The following is a 22632-nucleotide window of genomic DNA, read 5'->3' as shown; positions in this document are numbered from 1 at the left end:
GTTAGTTAGCTATAATCCACCCCAGATTTGATGACTAATAGCGATACTATGTTTCTGACACCTTACTTTTCTACTGAAGACAATCAATTTCAATTCACTCGTGAACAAGCAAGCCACTTTGCTAAAAAAGTAGCTGGCGATTTCAACCCGATTCACGATGAAGACAACAAGCGCTTCTGTGTACCTGGCGATCTTTTATTTGCAGTACTTCTGCAAAAAGAAGGCATCAGCCAAAAAATGCGTTTTGATTTTTCAGGTATGGTTGGTAACGGTATTGCGTTAAGCGTTGACAACAAGTGTGAAAAAGAGAGCTCACTTATCGATGCAAATGGTAAAGAGTACCTACACATGTCTTGTGAAGGTGAGAAGAGCCATGATCAAGCATTCATCGAGCACGTAGTAACAAACTACGTTAAGTTCTCTGGCATGAACTTCCCACACATCATGGTTCCTCTTATGGAAGAACAACAAATGATGATCAACTGCCAACGTCCTCTAGTGATTTACGAGAGCATGGAAGTTGAATTTACTCGCCTAGACCTGTCTCACCCAGAAGTTGAATTCTCTGGCGCGACTTTTGATGTTGAAGGCAAACGTGGCATCGTGACCCTGAACTTCGATTTCAAAGAAGACGGCGAAGTAGTAGGTAAAGGCGTGAAGCGTATGGTAGCAAGTGGCCTTAAGCCATACGACCAAGCTTCTGTAGACGACCTAGTAAACCGCTTCAACGAACGCAAAGAGATGTTTCTAGCTCAGTTCACAGCAGCTGCTTAATCAGCTCTAGAACAAGATCAATAAAGCCCAGCTTGATAATCTCAAGCTGGGCTTTTTTATTTCGATTACTAAGCCAGCACTCAAATCATCACTAAATCCAGCGTCTAACCTTTTGTTTGTAATCAACATATTCTGCGCCGAATAATTGTTCTAGTGCTCGCTCTTCGGGTTTGATTTGGAAGTAATTCATGTAGATTACGAAGCCAAAGCTAAGTAGTACACTGAAGATATTCTGGAAGAAGTAGCCAAAGCAAAATAGCAGGATGAACAACCCTAAGTACATTGGGTTTCGCGTGTAGCCAAAAATTCCACTGTCCACGACGGCTGAAGCGGTTTCTACTTTGATCGGGTTAACGGTGGTTTTCTGTTTTCGAAATTCCAATATACCGGATATTCCGATCACACCACTCAATGTGACTCCGATTCCTAACACAATCATTCCATAAGGCAATGCCAGTGTCCCTTGGCTCAACTGTTGAGCGCAGAAGTATGATGCTACGAATACAATAATGAACAGTGCAACTGGTGGTACTTTTAATTCTAGAAATTTCATACTTTTCCTTATTAACATTCCTTTGTTAGTTTAGAAAAAAGCCCAGCAATTGCTGGGCTAAATGTATTAGAGAATTTTTGCTAGCGCCTGTAATGGGTGAGCAAGCTTCTCACCTTCAAAACGCTTCACTTGGCTGCGGCAAGAATAGCCCGTCACCAAGCAACGATCTTTTGGTAAGTCCTGCATTTGAGGCTTCCAGCTTAAACCATATATGTCTTTCGACATTTGTAGCTTATCGACTTCGTGGCCGAAAGTTCCCGCCATACCACAACAGCCGACAGGAACGCTGGTTAACGCCGCCCCAAAGTGTTTGAAGATAGTACCCCACTCTTTTTCAGCGTTCGGCATTTTGGTTTTCTCAGTACAGTGAGCAAACAAGTACCACATATCTTCACTTGCTGAGCGTGCTTCGAACTCACCTAGCGATGGCATTAACCATTCATGCACAGTAAGTACATCAAAGTCGCCGCGCTTGTCACCTAAGATCTCGACGTATTCATCGCGGTAACAAAGCACAAGAGCAGGATCAACACCGACCAAAGGAATTCCGATATCCGCCACCATCGACAAGAAATCCGAAGTCGATTTCGCCTCACGTGCAAAACGATTTAAGAAGCCCTTGATGTGCAACGCTTTACCATTCGGTTTGAACGGCAGCAGTACCGGAGTTTTGCCAAGTTTTTGAGCCAGAGTGACAAAGTCTTCAATCACCTCGGCATCATAGAAGCTGGTAAACGGGTCTTGAACGATCAGCACATGCTGTTTCTTCTGTTCAGAAGACAAGCCTTCTAAATACTGTAAATCGAAGAGTTGCAGCTCTTTACTCGCTAGACGATTTTTGAGCGTAGGCACCGACATCAATGGTGCATCAACATAACCGACCGTTTTAGCTGTTGCCGTTTGGATCCACTTTTGACCCAATGCAGCGTTGACTACTTTTGGCGCTTTCGCCATCAACGGCAGCATGGTTTCAATGTTGGCAACTAGATAATCTTTTGCAGGGCGCTGGTAACGCGAGTAGTAGATGTTCAAGAATCGAGAACGGAAACTTGGTACATCGACTTTGATCGGACATTGACTCGCACACGCTTTACACGCCAAACAACCGTTCATCGCCTCATGAACTTCATGCGAGAAATCGTACTCATGGCGTTTGTTCATCGTATTGCGAACACGCTCAATCATAGTCTTAACGGGTGTGTTGTCTTTCAACGCTTCTTGCTCAAGGTCGAGAATATCAACGCCTTGTTCAGTCAGTTGACGCAACCACTCTCTTACCAAGCCTGCGCGGCCTTTGGGTGAGTGACGTCGGTCAGCCGTAACTTTCATTGAAGGACACATTGGCGAGCTAGTATCGTAGTTGAAACACAAGCCGTTACCGTTACATTCCATTGCTTGCTTGAAGCTGTCACGAACTTGTACGTCGATCTGACGGTCGTAGAAACCACGCTTGGTATCGGTGACTTTCACCAATTCAGCGTCACTTTCTAAAGGCGTACAGATCTTGCCTGGGTTCATCTTGTTGTGCGGGTCGAATGCTGCTTTAATACGTCTTAATTCGGTAAACAGCTCTTCACCAAAGAAGTCTGGGCCATACTCAGAACGGAAACCTTTACCGTGCTCGCCCCACATTAAACCGCCGTATTTCGCCACCAGCTTAACCACTTCATCAGAGACTTCATGCATCAATGCTTCTTGCATCGGGTCACACAGATCCAATGCTGGACGAACGTGTAATACGCCCGCGTCAACGTGACCAAACATGCCGTAATTCAACTCTTTTGAATCGAGTAACACTCTAAATTCAGAGATGAAATCCGCGAGGTTTTCTGGTGGTACACAAGTATCTTCAGCAAAAGCGACTGGCTTAGCTCGGCCTTTCGCCGCACCTAACAGACCCACTGCTTTCTTACGCATGTTGTAGATTCGGCCAATGCTCGCCAAATCGCTACAAACTTGAAAACCAATCACGCCGGCTTCTTCGCTTTCAACCATGGTTTCAAGGCGTGCAGTCAGCGCTTGAACTTGCTGTTCAACTTCCGCTTCATCTTGGCCTGCAAACTCAACCATGTTGATGCCAAGCATCTCTTTGTTCGGAACATCAGTCAGCAAATCGCTCACGGTGTGCCAAACGATGTCTTGCTTCGCTAGGTTCAATACTCTTGAATCTACCGTTTCAACAGACAGTGCTTTCGCTTCCACCATGAACGGCGCATTACGCAGCGCAGAATCAAACGTGTTGTATTTCACGTTAACCAGTGTGCGCGCTTTTGGAATCTTGGTTAGGTTTAACTTTGCTTCCGTGATGAATGCTAAAGAACCTTCAGCGCCACATAGAACGCGAGTTAGGTCAAAGCTGTCATCTTGTTCGTTGATTGCATTCTTTAGGTCATAGCCTGTTAAGAAGCGATTCAGCGGAGGGAATTTATCTAAGATTTGAGCGCGTTTGTCTCGACAAACCGCCTCTGTCACCGCAAGTGCATGGTGAGCGAATTCACCCTCTACAGGTAAGCCGTGTGATAAATCAGATTCTAGACATGAACCATCTGCGAACACCGCTTGCAGCGACAATACATGGTCAGACGTTTTGCCGTACTTCAATGACCCTTGGCCCGAAGCATCGGTATTGATCATGCCACCCAAGGTTGCTCGGTTACTGGTAGAAAGGTCTGGAGAGAAAAAGTAACCATAAGGGCGAACAGCGTCGTTCAATTGATCTTTAACGACACCAGACTGAACTCTTACCCAGCCCTCTTTCTCGTTAATCTCAAGAACCTTATTCATGTATCGCGACAGGTCAACCACGACACCTTTTGTTAAAGATTGTCCGTTGGTTCCGGTACCGCCGCCACGAGGGGAAAAAGTCACGCGTTCGTAAGCGGATTTAGAAACCACTTTACCGATAAGCACAACGTCTTGCGTTGTTTTAGGAAGGATGACCGCCTGCGGCAATTGCTGATAGACACTATTATCAGTCGCCACAGCCAAACGGCTAGAATATTGAGATTCAATGTCGCCAGTAAAGCCCGCTGTTTTTAGTTCATCTAAAAAGCGTACGACAACTGGATCGACATCAGCATTGAGTTGAAGTCTTGGTAACATTTGCTTCCTGCCCCTACTTCGCTGATCCTATCAGCATTGGGTTATCTGAGATTTATAATAATTTTCTTTGAATTTCGTCACTTTACTACTATTAAGATCATATAAAAAGGTGATCAAATCAGAATCTCAGTGCAAGAATGGAGAAATAGTCACTTTCGTCTTAATTCAGTAACAATATACTGAATAACATTTTGTTTAAGACATCTCCACGAGCACATCACAATGAAAAAAAACAAAACAGTCACAACTGAAGATATCCTTCTTAAACTATGCCAATCAGTCTCAAGCGTACTGACTTCAGCGACGGCTTCTCAGGTGTCCTATTCAGCCATGGTTCAAAAGATCAACAAGACAAGCCTAAAGCCAGATTTTGGTTGCTTCGTTCTGTTTGACGGCGGCTTTTCTGGTCTCGTTGTTATTAATTTTACGTCCAAAGCAGCGCTAGAGATCTACACCAATTACATGCGCAATATGGGCATGCCTGAAAACGAGCTTGCTGTGCTTCATACTTCAGACGAAGTGGGTGATGTATTGGGTGAGTTGATGAACCAATTAGTTGGCGATTTCACCAATAAAATCCGCAAAGAGCTGCAAACCAACATCACACAAAACCAACCGAAAATGCTGGCTCTGAACAAGCAAGTTAACCTTTCTGTTGATACCAATCTCGACCGTCCACAAGCTCGTCGTGTGACCTTCTCTACCGCTAATAACAACATCTTCTACCTTGAGCTTGCGATGGATAAGACTGAGTTCATTCAATTAGAAGAATTTGAAATCGCAGAAGACGAATGTCCAGATAGCATTCTTGAGGCGACTCAGAAAAAAATGCAAGAAGCGAACAAGCCAGCTCAAAGCTCTGGCAATGATTCTGCGGCAGATCTACTCGATGAACTGGGTATCTAGTTTACGAATGCTCTAGACATATTGAAAAAACGTGTCACTAACGCCATCAATACGCTTGATGGCGTTTTTGTTTTTACCGCCAACTGGGCTCATGCAGTTCAATGTTCACCGCCTTCCTTGTTCATCAAACCAGTTTTGCCTTTCTGTTACCCGCGAAAACATGTAAAATGTTGGACTTTTAAAAATTTGCGGTACTGATTAAATTGTCGATGGATAAGAAAAAAGCCCTAAAGAAAATTGCCAAGTGTCTTGAGCTTGGAAATTCTGCGAACGTCAATGAAGCTGCCAATGCGATAAAAATGGCGCATAACTTGATGCTGAAATATGGTCTCGAAAAAGACGATATTGAATTTATCAAGATGGGGAAAACTCAGTCCAGTCACCTGTTACCTGCAAATATCAGTTCTACACTGCTGCGTGTTATTCGCGGTATCAACACCAAATTTGGCGTAGAAGCCGTATTGCTGAATCATAAAGGCCTCAAGCGTGTTGAGTTCATTGGTGAAGCCGACCGCGCGATCTTCGCAGCGTTCGCTTTCGATATCATTTATCGTGAACTGAATGAACACACCGGCCAATTCAGAAATAGCTTTGCTGGCTCTGGCACAGGGTCCTTAGAAGTGACACGCCGCGTGAACTCGTTTGTTTCAGGCTGGGTTGAAGGTGCGCTTGAAAAGCTACCAACCATTACTCCCGACGACGAATCAAACAACAAGATCAATAACTACATTGATAAAGAATTCAAAAATATCGACCGTGAAACGTTCAAGCAGCAACTGAGAGAAGCGATGAAAAACCTCACCGCCGATTATGAAGTTGGTTTGAAGAAAGGTCGTAAATTGTCTGTTAATCGACCAGTTAGCGGTACCCAGGCAGCTAAAAAGATAACTAAATCATAGAGCCACTTTACATTGCTTCGACGTATTGATAAAAACCATCAATAAGATTTACAGGACTATGTTTATCACTCGGATTCATTCGTTTGACAGAAGTACATGATGGAGAAATACGTTAAAAAAATCACACTAGCCCTAGCGCTTACTATCGCTTTAACGGGTTGTCAGGCAACTCAACGCCAAAACGCGACAACTGGCGAATCTGAGGCTAACTCTGCAACTCAAGGCGCTCTAATTGGTGCACTCGCTGGTGCCGTTGCTGGTGCTGGTGCTGCAACTGGTGACTCTAAAGACCGTGGTAAACGTGCACTTATTGGTGCTGCCGGTGGCGCCGCTGTTGGTGGTGGTATTGGTTACTACTTTGACCGACAAGAAGCTGCCCTTCGTGAAGAGCTAATGAATTCAGGCGTTCAAGTTGAACGTGTCGGTGAGAGCCAACTTCTACTTCGCCTAGAAAACGGCATCGGTTTTGATTCTGGCTCTTACGCTTTGGAATCAAGCATTCACAATACCCTTCGCAGCGTTGCTCGCATCCTAGTTGAATACCCAGACACTAGCCTAGTGATTGAAGGTCACACTGACAGCGAATCGACGAACCAAATCCTTTCTGAGCGTCGAGCTGAATCTGTTCGTGCATTCTTGATCTCTCAAGACGTTGCTGCAGGTCGTGCTATTGCTCGTGGTAACGGTGAGCGCTACCCTCTATGTGACAATAACACCTCTCAAGGTCGTGCTTGTAACCGTCGCGTAGAAATTCAAATCTTGCCGCTTAAGTAGCACGATTAAAGCCCAGTCCATCTTTATCTATTGAATTAACCTCTATATAGTTGTTTATCAGTTATGTTACTCATTTAACGTGATAATAATAATCAACGACCATAAAGCGTATTCATACTGACATATCGATTCTGGGCTTTTTTACGAGACTTATCTTTTGCTGATCCTATCCAACATTCTGTCATCATCATTTCTTAGAACACTATTTCTAGCCCTCATCTTTTCCACGATTCAACTGTCCACCACACATTTCGTGCACGCAGCAAGCAGTGATGAATTTTCACTAGAATCACAACCTCAAGATCCAGTTTCTCAATACCAATTGGCTCAAGCTTATGAATCGGGTGTCGACGTTCCTGTTAGCACCAGTGATGCATTGTATTGGTACACGCAGTCAGCAGAAAACGGCAACCCAAACGCGCAATTTAGACTGGGTGAATGGTACTTGGCAGGTACAGGTGTTGAACAAAGTAACAAGCTTGCTTTGGAATGGTTTATTAAAGCGGCGTTGCAAGGTAACCAGCGCGCACCTATCGAGGTAGCAAAACTCTACGAATCCTCGCTAGAACAAGACCTCCTTCAACCATTAGATAAAGCGCAGCTATGGTATGAAGCAGCCTTAAAAGATAATCCACAAGCAGAAGAGGGCTACAACCGCATTTTGGAAGCACAATTCAACCAGCAACGTGCAAAACAGATCTCTTCAATAGAACAGCTCGATGACAGCATCGACTCTGAAATAGACACCAGTCAGGGGGTATCTAAGCACGTTCAATCTAACCAAGCATCACGCTCTAACCTCTCCAGTTCTAACCTAACTAGCTCTGACTATATGATTGGTGCTGCGTTGGCCGTGTTGATTTCAATCATCAGCATTATTGCGACGCTCGTTATCTCAAGAAAAAGACAAGCTCTAAAGTCGGGTGATTCGCGACAGCAACAACAATCACTTGAAGCGCAGCTTAGCTCGAAGGACCTTACGATTAAGCAGCAAAAACGCCAGCTGAACACTATGTTCCACGAATTGAAGAAGCAGAAAAACAGCAAAGGTCTGAGTAATTTGCAGGTGGCCTGCGCGCTATTTGGCTACACACCTAGCTCAATCCCCGACCAGAAAAGCATCAAGATCCGATACAAACAGCTATCAAAGATCTACCATCCAGATGGTCACGGATGTGACGAAGAAATGAAACGTTTGAACAATGCGCTAAAAACCATTTTACAAAATGTTACAAAACCGTAAACAAACACACATCTTCATTTTCCTAGATCTCAAAGATATCGATTTTATTGGTGTTGCAATCGATCCCCCTCTCAAAAACGGGTAACAAACTATTAACTAATGGGTCTTACTTGTGTCATAATTTGCGCCGAAAATACACCTGACTTAAACAGGTGAGGAGAGAATATGTTCACAATAGAAGGCGTTTGTGATTGGTGCAAAAAGCCAAGCCTAGTTAAAAAGCACGACTACCTAGATGGTAAGTGTCATCATGCATGTAACGAGTGCAATGATATTGCAACCATTGATGTTCGCCAGTTCAATATTGGTGAAATGGAAATGAGAGCAAAACTCTCCCAAGCGACATTGAGATAAGCAACACCGTGAAATATAAGAAAGCGCCTAAGGCGCTTTTTTTGTGCCTGTGGTTTTAGATCTTCTTTCTTCTTTGTTCTCTCTTCTATACAGGTATATACAGTACTTTTCTGCAAAAACCAGTGTATACACCTGTATAAAGCTCACATTTATTCAACTTATGATACAAAACAGCAGATTCATTCAAATTTAATTTATCGAATACTTTCAATGATTTAATCATTTACCATCCATAACCTCAGACGAAATCGTCCAATAATCCCGCAAAAAACGCTTGATCTTATAAGCAACTAAAACTACTGTATACACATACAGCATGTATATAAGGACAGCAAAATGATTCAAGCACACGTTAAAGCACAACACTCTAGCCCGCTAGTTCACTGCGCATTTACATCAGTTTCTCGTAAAAGCAAAAATTCAAACGAGGAAGCGTTGTTTGCAAGAATGGCGTTGCTGTCCAATCAACATCAGTGGTTACTGTTTACGGCTCAAACACCAAGACCATCGGCTAAGCAGCTTAAGCAACATAATGTTTGCTGCGACCGCGTTATTCATATGAAAGCCTCTCATCAAATGACTGAGGTAGAGACTGTCGAGAAAGCAATCCGCTCTAAGAATGCGAGCGCGATTGTTGCAAGTGCATCGATTGATCAGTTCAGCCAACAGTACCTAAGAACATTAGGGTTACGCTTTCAATGTGAAGTCTTCTTTATGGATGCAAATTCAGAGCGTATTCACTAAGCCACCTTGCTTAATAACATGTTGGCTTAATAACATTTTGGCTCAAAAACATGGTCCACAAACATAGCTTAATCTTTTAGCTAACAAACTTAATTTAACTTAAGAAACAATTCGCCAAAACACAGTCCAAACATACTGCCTTCCCCTGCCCTACAATTCGCCCATTTTTTAGCGGATTGTTAGGCGGGGGTTTTTATTTAAACAACAGATTTAGCAATCGTTTGCTTTTTCTCTGGAAGCAAATAGTAGATTGGGTATAATGCCCGTCTAATCATGTGCACACCGCACTTCTCTGTATGACGTTTGATAAAAGATAGGAATGTCTAAATGAGCCTTGCTGATCAAGTTCTTGCCGTAAATGATGACCTACCAATCCGTACTGATAAACCTGTCCACAGTGGCAAGGTTCGTTCGGTCTACTGGTTAACTGAAGAAGATAGCCAACGACTAATTAAAGAGAAAGGCTACGATGTAGCACCAGATGCGCCTTTAGCAATCATGGTGATCAGTGACCGTATCTCTGCATTTGATTGTATCTGGCGTGGTGAAGGGAATCTTAAAGGTGTTCCAGGTAAGGGAGCGGCTCTGAATGCTATCTCTAACCACTGGTTCAAATTGTTTAAAGACAACGGACTTGCTGACAGTCATATTCTTGATATCCCTCACCCGTTCGTATGGATTGTACAAAAAGCTCGCCCAGTCATGATCGAAGCGATTTGTCGTCAATACATCACTGGTTCAATGTGGCGTGCATACGCAAACGGCGAACGTGAATTCTGTGGTATCGAGATGCCTGAAGGCCTTGAGAAAGACAAGAAGTTGCCTGAGCTACTGATCACGCCTTCAACAAAAGGGATTCTGAAAGGTATTCCTGGCGTTCCAGAAGCTGACGATGTGAACATCACACGCAACAACATCGAAGATAACTTCGCAGCATTCAACTTTACTCAAGCAAGCGACATCGCGCATTACGAAAAACTTCTTAAAGAAGGCTTCAACGTAATCAGCCAAGCGCTAGCAAAAGTAGACCAAACCTTTGTTGATACCAAATTTGAGTTTGGCTACGTCAACGATGCTCAAGGCAAAGAAAAGCTTATCTACATGGACGAAGTCGGTACTCCAGATTCATCTCGCATTTGGGATACTCAGGAATATAACAACGGCAACATCGTTGAGAATTCAAAAGAAGGCTTCCGTCAGTTCTTGCTTAACTACTTCCCTGATGCCGACATTCTTTTGAATAAAGAGCGTATGCCAGAACGTGAAGCATTGGCTCGTGACAATGAACTTCCACTGGATTCTCTAATGTCTCTGTCTCGCACTTACCTTGATATCGCAGCGAAAATCACAGGTGCGGAGATCGTACTGAGCGAAAATCCTAAGCAAGAGATCATCGATGTACTGCGCGCTGACTATGGTCTAATCGACTAGTCGCTTAATTGCTAATTGCTTAATCGCTTAATCTCAAAATAAAAAGCTCGAAAGCTAATAAGCTCGTAGACTCAAGTTTTAGATACTAAAAGGGCCTCAATATTTGAGGCCCTTTTTACGTGTACGTTTTTACTATTCCTCGAGAGAGATTATAGGCGAGCTGAAGTTACAGCTTAATCGTGAACTCTTCTCCAGAATTACCCGCAATCACTAAATGACTGCGCGATTCAATATACTCGATCTGCTCTTCTTCAAGTGAATATGGCATCACCACTTTGAGCTCATTGATCCCTTCCAGCTTAGCGAGCTTGAGTAAGGTAACAATGTTCGACTCATCACTTTTACGCGTCGACATTGATTTCAATGCCATCTGCCATAAACGATCCTCTGGGGTGCCCAACTCTTTAATGCTATCTCGCCAGACGGTACTGAACACTGGCGCAATTGTGGTGAGTGCTTCCAGAAAAGTCCATTTTTTACTGCATGAGGCGCCAAGAAATGTTGTGTAATCGAACTCTACACGCGTCTCTTCCTGTTTATCCATGATGTCCCCCGACACTTTGGCAACACAATATACTCAATATCTATCAACTCTTTCTTTATAGCAATAGGATATAGAAGAATAGTCTTTTATGACCTTTTGATTGGTTAAAAAGGAATATAAAAATCAAACTTGTAACAAAATAAGCACTGAAAAATCATATATGCATCTATTTGATTAATATTTTAGAGATAAAACTTATCCATCTATTTGATATCAATTATTCGACTCGCTTTTTTGAACTGAATACGCCAACCAGACCATGTCGGTAGCTCCCAACGTTTTGGCGATAACTTTCGGCTACCCGACTGATAATGGACGTAAATCAGCTTTCTTGCGGGCAAGTATTCAACATCGAGTTGCAAGTCGGCAAGGCTCAATGCAAACGGGTATTTTTCCGAAAATTCTGAGTAGAGCCAAGTTGGAATGCCATCGAACGGTATGTCTGCATGATCGAACATTTCCAATTCGCTGACATCAGTAACACCTAGTACTTCAAGCTGCTCTATAAACCATAGCTCAAAGTTAATGTTCTCAATTTCTGGTGTGTATTTAGTTTGTTCATCGAGACCAAGTTTCACATACAACTGCCAGTGTTTGATTTCTTGAGTGCGAGCCTTTGCAAAACCGGGAAGCTGCTCTCCATTTAACACAAGGTCGACGATAGGTTTTAACGATAGTTGCCCTTCAGCGGCGACGAGTTTGGTTGTAATCGTGCGGCCTGCGTACACCAATGCCATCTCGGTAAAAACACCATCATCATTCACAACGGTTTCGCCTTGCTCCCACTCTCCTAGTTCAGCATCAATGAGAAGCTCAAGAGGAATGGGTGTCGTGACCGTCGCTAAGGTCAGTGTTTGCTTAACGCCTCTTCCCGACAAGCTGTGAGTATCCAACACCAACATCGCTTGTGCATTATCAGGGAAACGGTTCTGACGACCGAGCACCACTTCTAAAACACCATTGGCAAAGGCTTCTTTCCTTTTCAGTCGGCGCACAAACACCAGTTCAGGATGCAGATTCACAATGGTCTTGAGCAATTCAATGCGTTGGAAACGTGACGCGACTTCTAGCTGAGGAAGTTCAAATACCTCCCGCATTTGCTTCGCCAATCCTTGAGCTTCATTCAGAGCCTGTTGGTCGATGTCTAAATGCGGATATTCTCGACCGCGCACAATCTGAATCAACAGGCTTAAATCACACCCTTCCTTCTCTTGTTGCGCGAGCGCTTCAAGATGTTCTGCATTGTTTGGTAACTGATACAAGCGAGCAGGAACGGACAGCGCCGCAGTGAGATCAACCATCGCCTCTTTTAATGCTTTGGTTTTGATTCGAGTAACGATATCGGCATACAAAGCATCAATCGGCAACGGATACAGCTTTTTACCATGCTCGGTAACTTGATAGTCGGCGTTAATCGCTTCCATCGTCAGCAAGGTTTGAGTTGCACTGTTGAGTGATTTCTCTGGAATAGGGTCAAGGAAGGACAAGCTCTCAAGCGGAGATCCACAACATGCTGCGGCCAACATAGGTTCAGTCAGCTCTTCACGCTGCAATTCAGGCGGTGTGACTAACTCTAACGCCGCATGTTCACCATATAGACGCACGCAAACGCCATCCATTACCCTACCCGCGCGGCCAGCTCGCTGTTTGGCACTCGCTCGTGATATGGATTTAAGCATCAGTGTGGTTCTGCCATTACGCTGAACGGTGCGTCTCTCTAATCCTGAATCTATCACCACGCCAATGTCAGGAATGGTTAATGAGGTTTCTGCAACGTTGGTCGCAAGGATGACCTTTTTCAGGCCATTACCTTCAGTATTGATATTACGACCCGATAAGGCTGAATCTCGCTCTTTATCACTGACCGACGCATGCAATTTAACGACTTGGATATCTGGATTTTTCGCCAAGGCTTGTTCGCATTGCACGATCTCTTTTTTACCCGGCAGAAAAACCAACATATCGCCAGAAGAAGCGATCAGCTGATGATTCACTTCTTCCGCGATACGCTGCTCTAGATGTCGGATATCAGGCAGTGTTCTGGATTCATTCGCTCTGTGTTCAATCTCAACTAGATAAGTTCGCCCTTCACAGCTTATGCGATTCGCATCCAAATACTGAGCAAGGCGCTCACCCTCAATGGTTGCTGAAGTGATCACCAAACGATGACTCGCTTTTTGCTTCAGAATCGCCACCAGCAGATCAATGTCCCAGCGCCTCTCATGAAACTCATCCACCACGATCACATCAAAACTAGCGAGTCCATCTTCTGATAACCAACGCAGCGCGATACCGGGCGTCACAAAAACAACGTTAGTTTGCTCGTTGTATTCCGACTCAAGCTTAATCGCATAGCCCACTTTGCTACCCAACTTCTCGCCTGATCGCTGCGCGAGATATTTAGCCAGTGATGTACACGCGATGCGTCTTGGCTCCACCACTAACACTCGCCCATGTTGAGAGGCCCAAAGTGGCAGGCGCGTTGATTTACCTGATCCGGTTTCCGCCTCTACGACAAGGTGAGAATTAGCGATTTGTTCGTGGAATACGTTTTGATAAGCATCGATGGGAAGTAATGACATAAAATGGCGAGTAGCGAAAAAGTGTGAGCAAAGTATAACGAATTATCGTGTTGAAATTCGATAAGTGTGGGACAGAGGTAAGAATATCATTTTGTTTGCTCAGATCGCGGAGAAACTATTTACAATTGAATAACTAAACCGTTATCATTTTTCAGTTACCCTTTCTCCCATATTAGGCATCTAATGAACAACGATAAACGCCCTCTATATATCCCTTATGCTGGTCCTGCTCTACTAAGTACACCTCTTCTAAACAAAGGCAGCGCATTCTCTGCTGAAGAGCGCAGTTCTTTCAACCTTGAAGGTTTGTTACCGGAAACAACCGAAACAATCCAAGAGCAAGTAGGACGTGCATACAAACAATATTGTAACTTCGAAAGTGATATGGATAAGCATATCTACCTTCGTAACATCCAAGACACTAATGAAACGCTTTTTTATCGTTTAGTTCAAAACCACATTTCTGAAATGATGCCTATCATTTACACGCCAACGGTTGGCGCAGCATGTGAGAACTTCTCAAATATTTACCGTCGTGGCCGTGGTCTGTTTATCTCATACCCGAACCGCGATCGTATCGATGACCTACTGAACAATGCGACAAACCACAACGTTAAAGTTATCGTGGTTACGGATGGTGAGCGTATTCTTGGTTTGGGAGACCAAGGCATCGGTGGTATGGGTATTCCAATTGGTAAGCTAGCACTTTATACAGCTTGTGGCGGTATCAGCCCAGCTTACATGCTACCAATCGTGCTCGATGTGGGTACTAACAACCCTCAACGTCTTGCTGACCCAATGTACATGGGCTGGCGTCATCCTCGTATTACGGGTGCTGACTACGATGCATTCGTTGAAGAGTTCATCCAAGCGGTTCAACGCCGTTGGCCTGATGCATTAGTTCAGTTCGAAGATTTCGCACAAAAGAACGCAATGCCACTGCTTGAGCGCTACAAAGATCGCATCTGTTGTTTCAACGATGATATCCAAGGCACAGCAGCCGTAACGGTTGGTTCTCTACTTGCAGCATGTAAAGCAGCAAACAGCAAACTTTCAGATCAACGCATCACCTTCTTAGGTGCGGGTTCTGCAGGTTGTGGTATTGCTGAAGCTATCATTGCCCAAATGGTGTCTGAAGGTATCAGCGATGCACAAGCTCGCTCTCAAGTTTACATGGTTGACCGTTGGGGTCTGCTACAAGAAGGCATGCAAAACCTGCTTGATTTCCAACAGCGTCTGGTTCAAACCAACGAAAACACCAAAGACTGGGAAAGCGATGGCACTGGTTTCTCTCTACTAGACGTAGTTCGCCACGCGAAACCAACCGTATTGGTTGGTGTGTCTGGTGCTCCAGGTCTATTCAGCAAAGAAGTCATCAAAGAGATGAACCTACACAGTGAACGCCCTATCGTGTTCCCACTGTCGAACCCAACAAGCCGTGTTGAAGCGACGCCAAACGACATTATTCGTTGGACTGATGGCCAAGCACTTGTTGCGACAGGTAGCCCATTTGAGCCAGTCGTTCACAACGGCACAACTTACCCAATCGCTCAGTGTAACAACAGCTACATCTTCCCAGGTATTGGCCTTGGTGTATTGGCTGTGAATGCTTCACGCATCACTGACGAAATGCTAATGGAATCAAGCCGTGCACTTGCTACGTGTTCTCCACTAGCAATCAATGGCACAGGTGCTCTACTTCCACCATTGGAAGAGATCCACACGGTATCTAAGAAAATTGCTCTTGCGGTAGGTAAAAAGGCGATTGAACAGGGCGTTGCTCTAGAGATCACTGAAGAAGCACTGCAACAAGCGATTGACCAGCACTTCTGGCAGCCAGTTTACCGTCGCTACAAGCGCACGGCATTCTAATAAAGCGTACTGCGCTTGGAATAAAGAGCGTTAACGACTCTTATATGAGCCTCTGCAATTGCAGGGGCTTTTTTCTTTAAACTGTCTTGTCTTTTTAACTGATTTTTCTCATTTTTATTTGGTATTATCGAGCACTCAAAAATTAATGCTCAGTGAAAGGACCATACCGAGAGTGAAATTTGATTCTCACATTATCCGTAGCTACATAAAAAAAGCTTACAAAAAACTGCAAGGTTTTCTGTTTGGCGCTTTCCTCGTGTTCTTAGTAGGCAGCGCTGCGGTTATTGCGATCGATTATTGGGTTTCATGGCAAGCGGAAGATCGCATCATCTACGATATAGATGAAGTGCCCGAGCTTGAGGTCGCCGTTGTGCTTGGCACGAGCAAATATTTGGGTCGAACACTCAACGACTATTATAAGCACCGAATCGAAGCCGCGATTGAGCTGTTCGATCGTGAAAAAGTGGACCAATTTCTACTGAGCGGCGATAACGCTCATCGCTCTTACAATGAGCCGTGGACGATGAAACGCGACTTGCTGAAAGCGGGTGTACCCGATGAACGCATTAACCTCGATTACGCAGGCTTTAGAACCTTAGACTCGATTGTTCGCGCTAAAAAGATCTTCGACACCGACAACTTCCTGATCATTACTCAGAAATTCCACTGTGAAAGAGCACTATTTATCGCTAATTCTTACGATATTCATGCACAATGTTTAGCGGTTTCAGGCCCTACTCATCATTCAGGCACCTCTATCCGTTTACGTGAAGTTTTTGCGCGTACCAAAGCCTTCTTAGATTTGTATATTATGGGGACAACGCCAAAGTTCCTTGGACCTAAAGAGCCCATTCAATCGAGTCCAAAACCGGAATCATTTCCGATTCCAAACCCTATGACTGACCCCTCTGTAAACCCTGTTGTAGATCCTACAACAAACCCTATTGCAGACCCAGCAGAGACAGATGTGTAGAAAACTACACATTTTGAATTTGTTGCCTCACATTTCCCCACTGTTACACAAAAACACACCAACACGCCTTTATTAACTTAAGTAACATTCTCCCAACAAAGTCTGACCCTACATCAAGCTATATACCTCGAAAATAATAAGCACGACTCAATGAAGTCGTGCACCAATAAAACGAGGATAACAAAAGGAGCGTCTTATGACGGCACTTGTTACTACACTGAAACACTGGTTGTTCACCCGCAACAGCATGATATTAATTGGTAATTTCACGCTATTCGCACTCTTGCTCAACACCCTTCCTTTCGAATCACAAGTCAATACTGGTTTGAGTATTCTCGTGTTCGTTGCGGTTCTATGGTTAACCGAAGCTATTCATGTCAGCATCACCGCTCTGCTCGTTCCACTCTTGGCTGTCTTGTTTGGTGTATTCAACACGCCCGCAGCGCTGGCTAACTTTTCAAACCCAATCATCTTCTTATTCATGGGTGGCTTCGCATTGGCAGCCGCACTGAACAAGCAAGAGCTAGATAAAGCGATAGCTGACAAAGTACTGCTGATAGCAAAAGGCAGAATGTCGGTCGCTGTGTTCATGTTGTTCGGTGTGAGTGCAGGCTTGTCGATGTGGATTTCGAACACAGCAACGACTGCAATGATGCTTCCCCTTGTTCTTGGCATCATGAACAAAGTTGACCAAAGTGAAGACCGCAACACCTACGTGTTCGTACTACTGGGTATTGCTTACTGTGCTTCAATCGGTGGTATCGCAACCTTGGTTGGTAGCCCACCAAACGCAATTGCGGCGGCAGAAGTTGGCTTGAGCTTCACAGAGTGGATGGCACTTGGCCTACCAATCTCAATGATCTTACTGCCAATCGCGATGATTATTCTTTACGTGATGACTAAGCCGAAGCTTGACCACAAATTCGAGCTAGACCATGCCCCAGTTGAATGGACAAACAGCAAGAAAATCACACTGTCTATCTTCCTTCTAACCGTAACGCTTTGGATATTCGGTAAACCAATCAACGCAATGATTGGCGGATTCTCTAAATTTGATAGCTTAGTAGCGATTGGCGCAATTGTACTGCTTGGCGCTTCTAGAGCGGTGGAATGGAAAGACGTTGAGAAGACAACGGACTGGGGTGTTCTTATCCTATTCGGTGGTGGTATCTGCTTAAGTAACATTCTAAAAGCGACAGGAACCAGCGTATTCTTAGCACACTCACTAAGCGGATTTTTAGAAACAGCTGGCGTACTGCTTACGATTCTAGCCGTGGTAGCGTTCGTGGTATTCCTAACGGAATTTGCGAGTAACACAGCGAGTGCAGCACTTCTGGTGCCAGTATTCGCAACCATCGCTGAAGCACTTGGTATGTCGCCAGTTATTTTGTCTGCACTGATCGCTGTTGCTGCGTCTTGTGCCTTCATGCTTCCTGTTGCAACACCACCAAACGCAATCGTGTTTGGCTCGGGTCACATCAAGCAGAAAGAGATGATGCGAATCGGTATGGTGTTGAACCTAGTTTGTATCCTAGTTCTGACTCTGTTCGCTTGGATCTTCTGGTAAACACTAACGTTCTATAAGCGCATGCTTACAGGAATGCTCCCCTAAACTGGTTGAACTTCCCCCGGTTCAACCAAGACAAAAATGCCCGTTCAGCGTAAGCAAGCACTGAACGGGCATATAAAAACAAGAAACGCTTTCCCTTTTGGTGGCCCCGCGCCACCTTTTTTGTTTTGGCTTTTGGGAGAAGAACCATAAAAACGCCACACGTCACATATGCACGTGTGGCTTATAAACTCATCAAAACAATTTTCAGATTAGTGACTCAAGATCACCTGGTTTCGACCTGAATGCTTTGCTTGATATAAAGCTTCATCAGCGCGAGCAATGGTCTCTGTCACTCGCTCTTGCTTCATCTCGGCAACACCGATACTGCATGTCAGCGGATCGCCATGAACCCAAAGGTGCTGGCTAACCAATAATCGAATGCGTTCAGCTTTTATCTGCGCCTCTCCGGCTTCGGTCTCAGGGCAAAAAACAATGAACTCTTCACCACCCCATCTCACCAACTTGTCGGTAGCGCTGATCGAACTGCCCACCACCATGCTGAACTCGCGTAAAATATGGTCACCCATTTGATGTCCGTACTTGTCATTTACACTCTTGAAGTAGTCGATATCGAGATACAACATACCCAGCTTGCCATGTCCTTGCTTCACATGTTGTGACTGCATTTTCAACCAATCACGAATCGCGTGGCGGTTTAGTATTCCGGTTAACTCATCACGATGGGCCATCTCTGAAAATTCAAAATTCTGTTCTCTCAGTGCGCGATTGACGTTCTTTAAGTGGTGATGTCTTTTCTCTGCGATCACCATGCGTTTTCTTGAACGATGCAATTCTGAAAGTAAGAACACAGTACCTGTTCCGACCCAGATAAACAGCAAGATCAAGAACAAGCTTTCCGCAGAGATATACGAGCCTTCAAACTCGATGCTGCGAATAACAATTCGATGATGGCCTAGCTTCGCACCCGATGCGGTAGCAAACTCGACCATATTCACATTCGAATATTCAGGTGCAGAGTGCTCTAATGCCACATCATTGTCGGCTAACCACCATGTCATCACCTGTAGATTGGCGATTGGGATTTCAATCACACCGCCATCGATTCCTGGAGAAAACTCCATGCCGTTGTACTTGTGTGTGTACTCGTCATCAGGAACAGAATAAGCAGGATTGTAGTTGCGTAGGTAAGTTCTCAAACGGCCACTAGAATCCGCTTCCGCATGGTAATCAATATTCACTCTAAAGGTGTGATACTGAGAGAGATCAAGACCTTCGGTAATATCTGGGTTGATACGAATCGATAGGCCGCAATAAGGCCAAGGGTATTCCGACTCTTTAAGTTCACAGTCGAGAATATATTGCCCATTTTCGTAGGATAATTGGGATGTACTGACTCCCCTATCAACTTGATCACTGGTCGCGATAAATTCATATTTATCCGGCGTAATTGCCGTTATCACACGATTTCCGCTCACACGGTAATACTGGACAATCGCCAGTGTCATGATAACTAAAAAGATGACTATTTTATGGATCCACTTCACGTCTAAGCTTCCGGCTTAAGGTCCCTATAGTTGGGATTTCACGATAGAAAATAAGTTAGGTAAATTAGTGATCTTAATGCCAATAATTTACTAAAAAACGTTATATCACGCCTGAACAAAATGTCATACCATAATTTTTAACGAGCGTTTACTCATCAATTATCCATCGCAATAATCAAGTAATATTGCGTATAAAAACAGGCTCTATTTGTTATACTCATCGCATAATCATCGTTAACCGTACTGCCTGCTCACAGCGCAATCGAGTCGACGAAATAATAATCAAAATACAACGAGTAATGTCATGTCTTTATTAGCAAAAGGAACACTCAAAAAGATGAGTGCTTCCCTTGATGGCGCGGTTACCTACCGTTTGCCTGTAGGCGAAGAGTTTGTAGAGCTAAACCCTCTGATTGGTAAAACCATCAACCTCACTCACACCGGCAATATTTTTTGCTGCTCATGTGGTAAGAAAACTAAGAAGAGCTACTCTCAAGGCCACTGTTTTGTGTGCATGAAAAAGCTAGCAAGCTGCGACATGTGCATCATGAAGCCAGAGACTTGTCACTACGATGAAGGCACGTGTCGCGAGCCTCAATGGGGTGAAGAGAACTGCATGGTTGATCACTTCGTTTACCTATCAAACACATCAAGCCTAAAGGTGGGTATCACTCGTCATACTCAAATCCCTACCCGTTGGATTGACCAAGGCGCGACTCAAGGTTTGCCTATCTTGAAGGTAAAAACACGTCAGATCTCTGGCCTGATCGAAGTTGAGTTAGCGAAGCACATTGCTGACAAAACCAACTGGCGCACGCTGCTAAAAGGCGATGGCGACGATATGGAGTTGGTAGAAAAAGCCAAAGAACTATTGCCATTGGTTGAGGATAAAATCCAAGAGATCAGAGCAAAGTTTGGTGACGATGCAATCGAGATTCTGAGCGAAAACATCACTTCATTGAGCTACCCAGTTGAGCAACACCCAGTGAAGATTGTTTCGCATAACTTTGACAAGAACCCTGAAGTATCTGGTGTGCTGCAAGGTATTAAAGGCCAATACCTAATCTTAGATACGGGCGTGATTAACATCCGTAAATTTGGCTCTTACGAAGTGGAAGTGTCTGCATAACTTGTAGAACTTAAACGTTTCTTATAGTTAGAGGCGTTTCTTATAGTTAGAAGCGCTTAGTGAATAGCCAAAAACTAAAATGCCCTCAAGTGATGACTTGAGGGCATTTTTCGTTGTCGATCCTATTCGCTTTCGATGACGATTTTAGGCGTTAGAGCGCAACCACATCTCCGTCTACACAATTCTTGCCGTTGGCTTTCGCGCGATAGAGAGATTGATCGGTTAAATTCACGAGTGCATCAATCGTGACACCGTCTTCACAGGCTTGGCTATCACTGATTCCGATACTGACACTCGAATTAAATCGTAACTGTTCATCGATTCTGAATTCAACTTGATTGAACTGTTGGCGAATCTCTTCTGACACTTCGTGTGCTGTTTCAAGAGACGTGTTTGGGATAAATATAATGAACTCTTCGCCACCCCAACGGCCTGCGACTCCGCCGGCTTTCTCGGCACTGCGCTTGGTAATATTAGCCAAAGCACAAATGACCTCATCACCGACCATATGACCGTAAGTGTCATTAATCGACTTAAAATCATCGATATCCAGCAGCATACACACAAGGTAGTTGTTAGAGGACATGTGCTCTCTCAACCACTCATAAATCGCTCTGCGGTTAAGTAAGTCGGTCATTTCATCGTAATTCGCTTGATGAACCAATTGCTTTTCCAACATCACCTTTTGAGTCACATCTTCGAGTACAACCTGAACGGCTGGCTGACCTTTCCAAGTAATCGCATTGTCGTAAATATTGAAGAACCGATGAACGCCGTCAAAGCCGATATTTTCAACCACTGTACTCGTGCCAGACAACTCACCCGATACGATCGCGTGATAGTGCTTGCTGATGCCATCGGCATTCTGTTTTGGTACCAGTTCAAGGATAGAGTCCAGCTCTAATACTTGCTCGATGGAAGCAGCGCCTTGCATGTTAACCCAAGATTGATTAACCATCAGCGGCTTGAAATCTCGGTGAACCAAGATGCCCTGCCCAGATTGCATGATCATGTCGTGATACATCTTATCTTGCTCACGCACCGCATTTTGCAGCTGAATCGCAGGGGAAAGATCGATCACCGTGACTTGCAGTGCAGGTCTTCCCTGCCACTCCGTCACATGGTCGATAGAAAACACGGTGAACTCTCTGCCATTACGATCAACATTGGTATAGGTGTGAACCTGAGGGTCGCGTTGACCACTGACCGTTTCAAGGTAATTTTGATAGGCGAGAACATGAAAATCTTCTGAGATTAGATCTAGAAAGCTATCGATATTAGAAAGTAGTTCTTCGGGCGATTGGTATCCATAGATGCGAGCATAGTTAGCGTCAACACTAACTACATTCATATCTTGAATAGTTATTACACCGTACGTGGATTCGAAATTTATTGAAGACATTGCCAACTCCGCACTCTAGCTATACTTCATAAACTGGAGCATAACAACATATCCCGCCAACGCTTCCACAGAATCTATCACGCGTTAGGGACATTAATATGGTATCTAGTATATCGTACTGTTGCGGGCTTCTCTACAATTCAATCGCTAACACCAGTTATCAAAAGTAGACAAGTCTCTCATTCCTATTACGCGCGTTAAAAAAAAAACAAAAAAAGATAACGTATATCTAT

The 22632-nt window shown here is 44.3% G+C and carries 17 protein-coding genes and 2 pseudogenes; 13 read left to right on the top strand and 6 right to left on the bottom strand.

What is annotated here, in order from left to right:
• Positions 1 to 48 precede the first annotated feature (48 nt).
• The gene (locus LMH68_RS14120; RefSeq protein ID WP_017067089.1) at positions 49 to 774 is read left to right on the top strand and encodes a DUF3581 domain-containing protein; all 726 of its coding nucleotides are present in this window, start codon (positions 49 to 51) and stop codon (positions 772 to 774) included.
• A gap of 91 nt (positions 775 to 865) precedes the next feature.
• Here the strand turns inward: LMH68_RS14120 and LMH68_RS14115 are convergent, their stop codons facing one another.
• Positions 866 to 1327 carry a methyltransferase family protein gene (locus LMH68_RS14115; protein ID WP_017066183.1) on the bottom strand — a complete coding sequence of 154 codons (462 nt, stop codon included), beginning with the start codon at positions 1325 to 1327 and terminating at the stop codon, positions 866 to 868.
• Positions 1328 to 1393: 66 nt separating this feature from the next.
• Positions 1394 to 4429 (bottom strand): FAD-binding and (Fe-S)-binding domain-containing protein, encoded by a 3036-nt coding sequence (locus tag LMH68_RS14110; protein ID WP_017066184.1) that lies wholly within the window; start codon positions 4427 to 4429, stop codon positions 1394 to 1396.
• 222 nt (positions 4430 to 4651) lie between these two features.
• Here LMH68_RS14110 and LMH68_RS14105 point away from each other — a divergent pair, with 222 nt between their 5' ends.
• The 8 genes and pseudogenes from LMH68_RS14105 (at position 4652) to LMH68_RS14070 (ending at position 10780) form a co-directional block, all read left to right on the top strand.
• The gene (locus LMH68_RS14105; RefSeq protein ID WP_017059770.1) at positions 4652 to 5335 is read left to right on the top strand and encodes a DUF3334 family protein; all 684 of its coding nucleotides are present in this window, start codon (positions 4652 to 4654) and stop codon (positions 5333 to 5335) included.
• 209 nt (positions 5336 to 5544) lie between these two features.
• Positions 5545 to 6234, top strand: a complete 690-nt coding sequence (locus LMH68_RS14100) for a DUF2786 domain-containing protein (RefSeq protein WP_229647059.1) — start codon at positions 5545 to 5547, stop codon at positions 6232 to 6234.
• A gap of 99 nt (positions 6235 to 6333) precedes the next feature.
• On the top strand, positions 6334 to 7008 hold the full coding sequence (locus tag LMH68_RS14095; protein ID WP_229647162.1) for an OmpA family protein: 675 nt from the start codon (positions 6334 to 6336) through the stop codon (positions 7006 to 7008).
• A gap of 157 nt (positions 7009 to 7165) precedes the next feature.
• A pseudogene (locus tag LMH68_RS14090) lies at positions 7166 to 7733 on the top strand (tetratricopeptide repeat protein); the annotation flags it as partial.
• Between the two features lie 80 nt (positions 7734 to 7813).
• Positions 7814 to 8251: pseudogene (locus LMH68_RS14085) on the top strand (hypothetical protein); the annotation flags it as partial.
• Positions 8252 to 8416: 165 nt separating this feature from the next.
• A complete protein-coding gene (locus LMH68_RS14080) occupies positions 8417 to 8605 on the top strand; it encodes a hypothetical protein (RefSeq protein ID WP_017059767.1) in 189 nt (62 codons plus the stop codon).
• Between the two features lie 336 nt (positions 8606 to 8941).
• A complete protein-coding gene (locus LMH68_RS14075; RefSeq protein ID WP_017055178.1) occupies positions 8942 to 9349 on the top strand; it encodes a SulA-like leucine-rich domain-containing protein in 408 nt (135 codons plus the stop codon).
• A gap of 327 nt (positions 9350 to 9676) precedes the next feature.
• A complete protein-coding gene (locus LMH68_RS14070) occupies positions 9677 to 10780 on the top strand; it encodes a phosphoribosylaminoimidazolesuccinocarboxamide synthase (protein ID WP_017055177.1) in 1104 nt (367 codons plus the stop codon).
• A gap of 166 nt (positions 10781 to 10946) precedes the next feature.
• On the opposite strand, the gene LMH68_RS14065 is transcribed toward LMH68_RS14070, so the two are convergent.
• Positions 10947 to 11324, bottom strand: coding sequence for a hypothetical protein (locus tag LMH68_RS14065; protein ID WP_017059766.1), 378 nt, complete (start codon positions 11322 to 11324; stop codon positions 10947 to 10949).
• A gap of 203 nt (positions 11325 to 11527) precedes the next feature.
• Positions 11528 to 13906 carry a helicase-related protein gene (locus tag LMH68_RS14060; RefSeq protein ID WP_229647060.1) on the bottom strand — a complete coding sequence of 793 codons (2379 nt, stop codon included), beginning with the start codon at positions 13904 to 13906 and terminating at the stop codon, positions 11528 to 11530.
• A gap of 183 nt (positions 13907 to 14089) precedes the next feature.
• Here LMH68_RS14060 and LMH68_RS14055 point away from each other — a divergent pair, with 183 nt between their 5' ends.
• The 3 genes from LMH68_RS14055 to LMH68_RS14045 all read left to right on the top strand — a co-directional run bounded on the left by LMH68_RS14055 (position 14090) and on the right by LMH68_RS14045 (position 18318).
• The gene (locus LMH68_RS14055) at positions 14090 to 15778 is read left to right on the top strand and encodes an NAD-dependent malic enzyme (RefSeq protein WP_017059764.1); all 1689 of its coding nucleotides are present in this window, start codon (positions 14090 to 14092) and stop codon (positions 15776 to 15778) included.
• A gap of 172 nt (positions 15779 to 15950) precedes the next feature.
• The gene (locus LMH68_RS14050) at positions 15951 to 16751 is read left to right on the top strand and encodes a vancomycin high temperature exclusion protein (protein ID WP_017063589.1); all 801 of its coding nucleotides are present in this window, start codon (positions 15951 to 15953) and stop codon (positions 16749 to 16751) included.
• Positions 16752 to 16947: 196 nt separating this feature from the next.
• The gene (locus LMH68_RS14045) at positions 16948 to 18318 is read left to right on the top strand and encodes an SLC13 family permease (RefSeq protein ID WP_017059762.1); all 1371 of its coding nucleotides are present in this window, start codon (positions 16948 to 16950) and stop codon (positions 18316 to 18318) included.
• A 254-nt stretch (positions 18319 to 18572) separates the two neighbouring features.
• Here LMH68_RS14045 and LMH68_RS14040 read toward each other — a convergent pair whose 3' ends face one another.
• Positions 18573 to 19868: a GGDEF domain-containing protein gene (locus LMH68_RS14040; RefSeq protein ID WP_229647061.1), complete on the bottom strand. Its 1296-nt coding sequence runs from the start codon at positions 19866 to 19868 to the stop codon at positions 18573 to 18575.
• 304 nt (positions 19869 to 20172) lie between these two features.
• Here LMH68_RS14040 and LMH68_RS14035 point away from each other — a divergent pair, with 304 nt between their 5' ends.
• Positions 20173 to 20997, top strand: a complete 825-nt coding sequence (locus tag LMH68_RS14035) for a DUF2797 domain-containing protein (protein ID WP_029235797.1) — start codon at positions 20173 to 20175, stop codon at positions 20995 to 20997.
• Positions 20998 to 21148: 151 nt separating this feature from the next.
• Here the strand turns inward: LMH68_RS14035 and LMH68_RS14030 are convergent, their stop codons facing one another.
• Positions 21149 to 22399: a sensor domain-containing diguanylate cyclase gene (locus tag LMH68_RS14030; protein ID WP_229647062.1), complete on the bottom strand. Its 1251-nt coding sequence runs from the start codon at positions 22397 to 22399 to the stop codon at positions 21149 to 21151.
• Positions 22400 to 22632: the final 233 nt, after the last annotated feature.

It is taken from the genome of Vibrio sp. F13 (genome assembly GCF_020806305.2).
GTDB lineage: Bacteria > Pseudomonadota > Gammaproteobacteria > Enterobacterales > Vibrionaceae > Vibrio > Vibrio crassostreae_C.
Note: the sequence above shows the minus strand (reverse complement) of the source record. Positions and strands in the feature narration are given on the sequence as shown.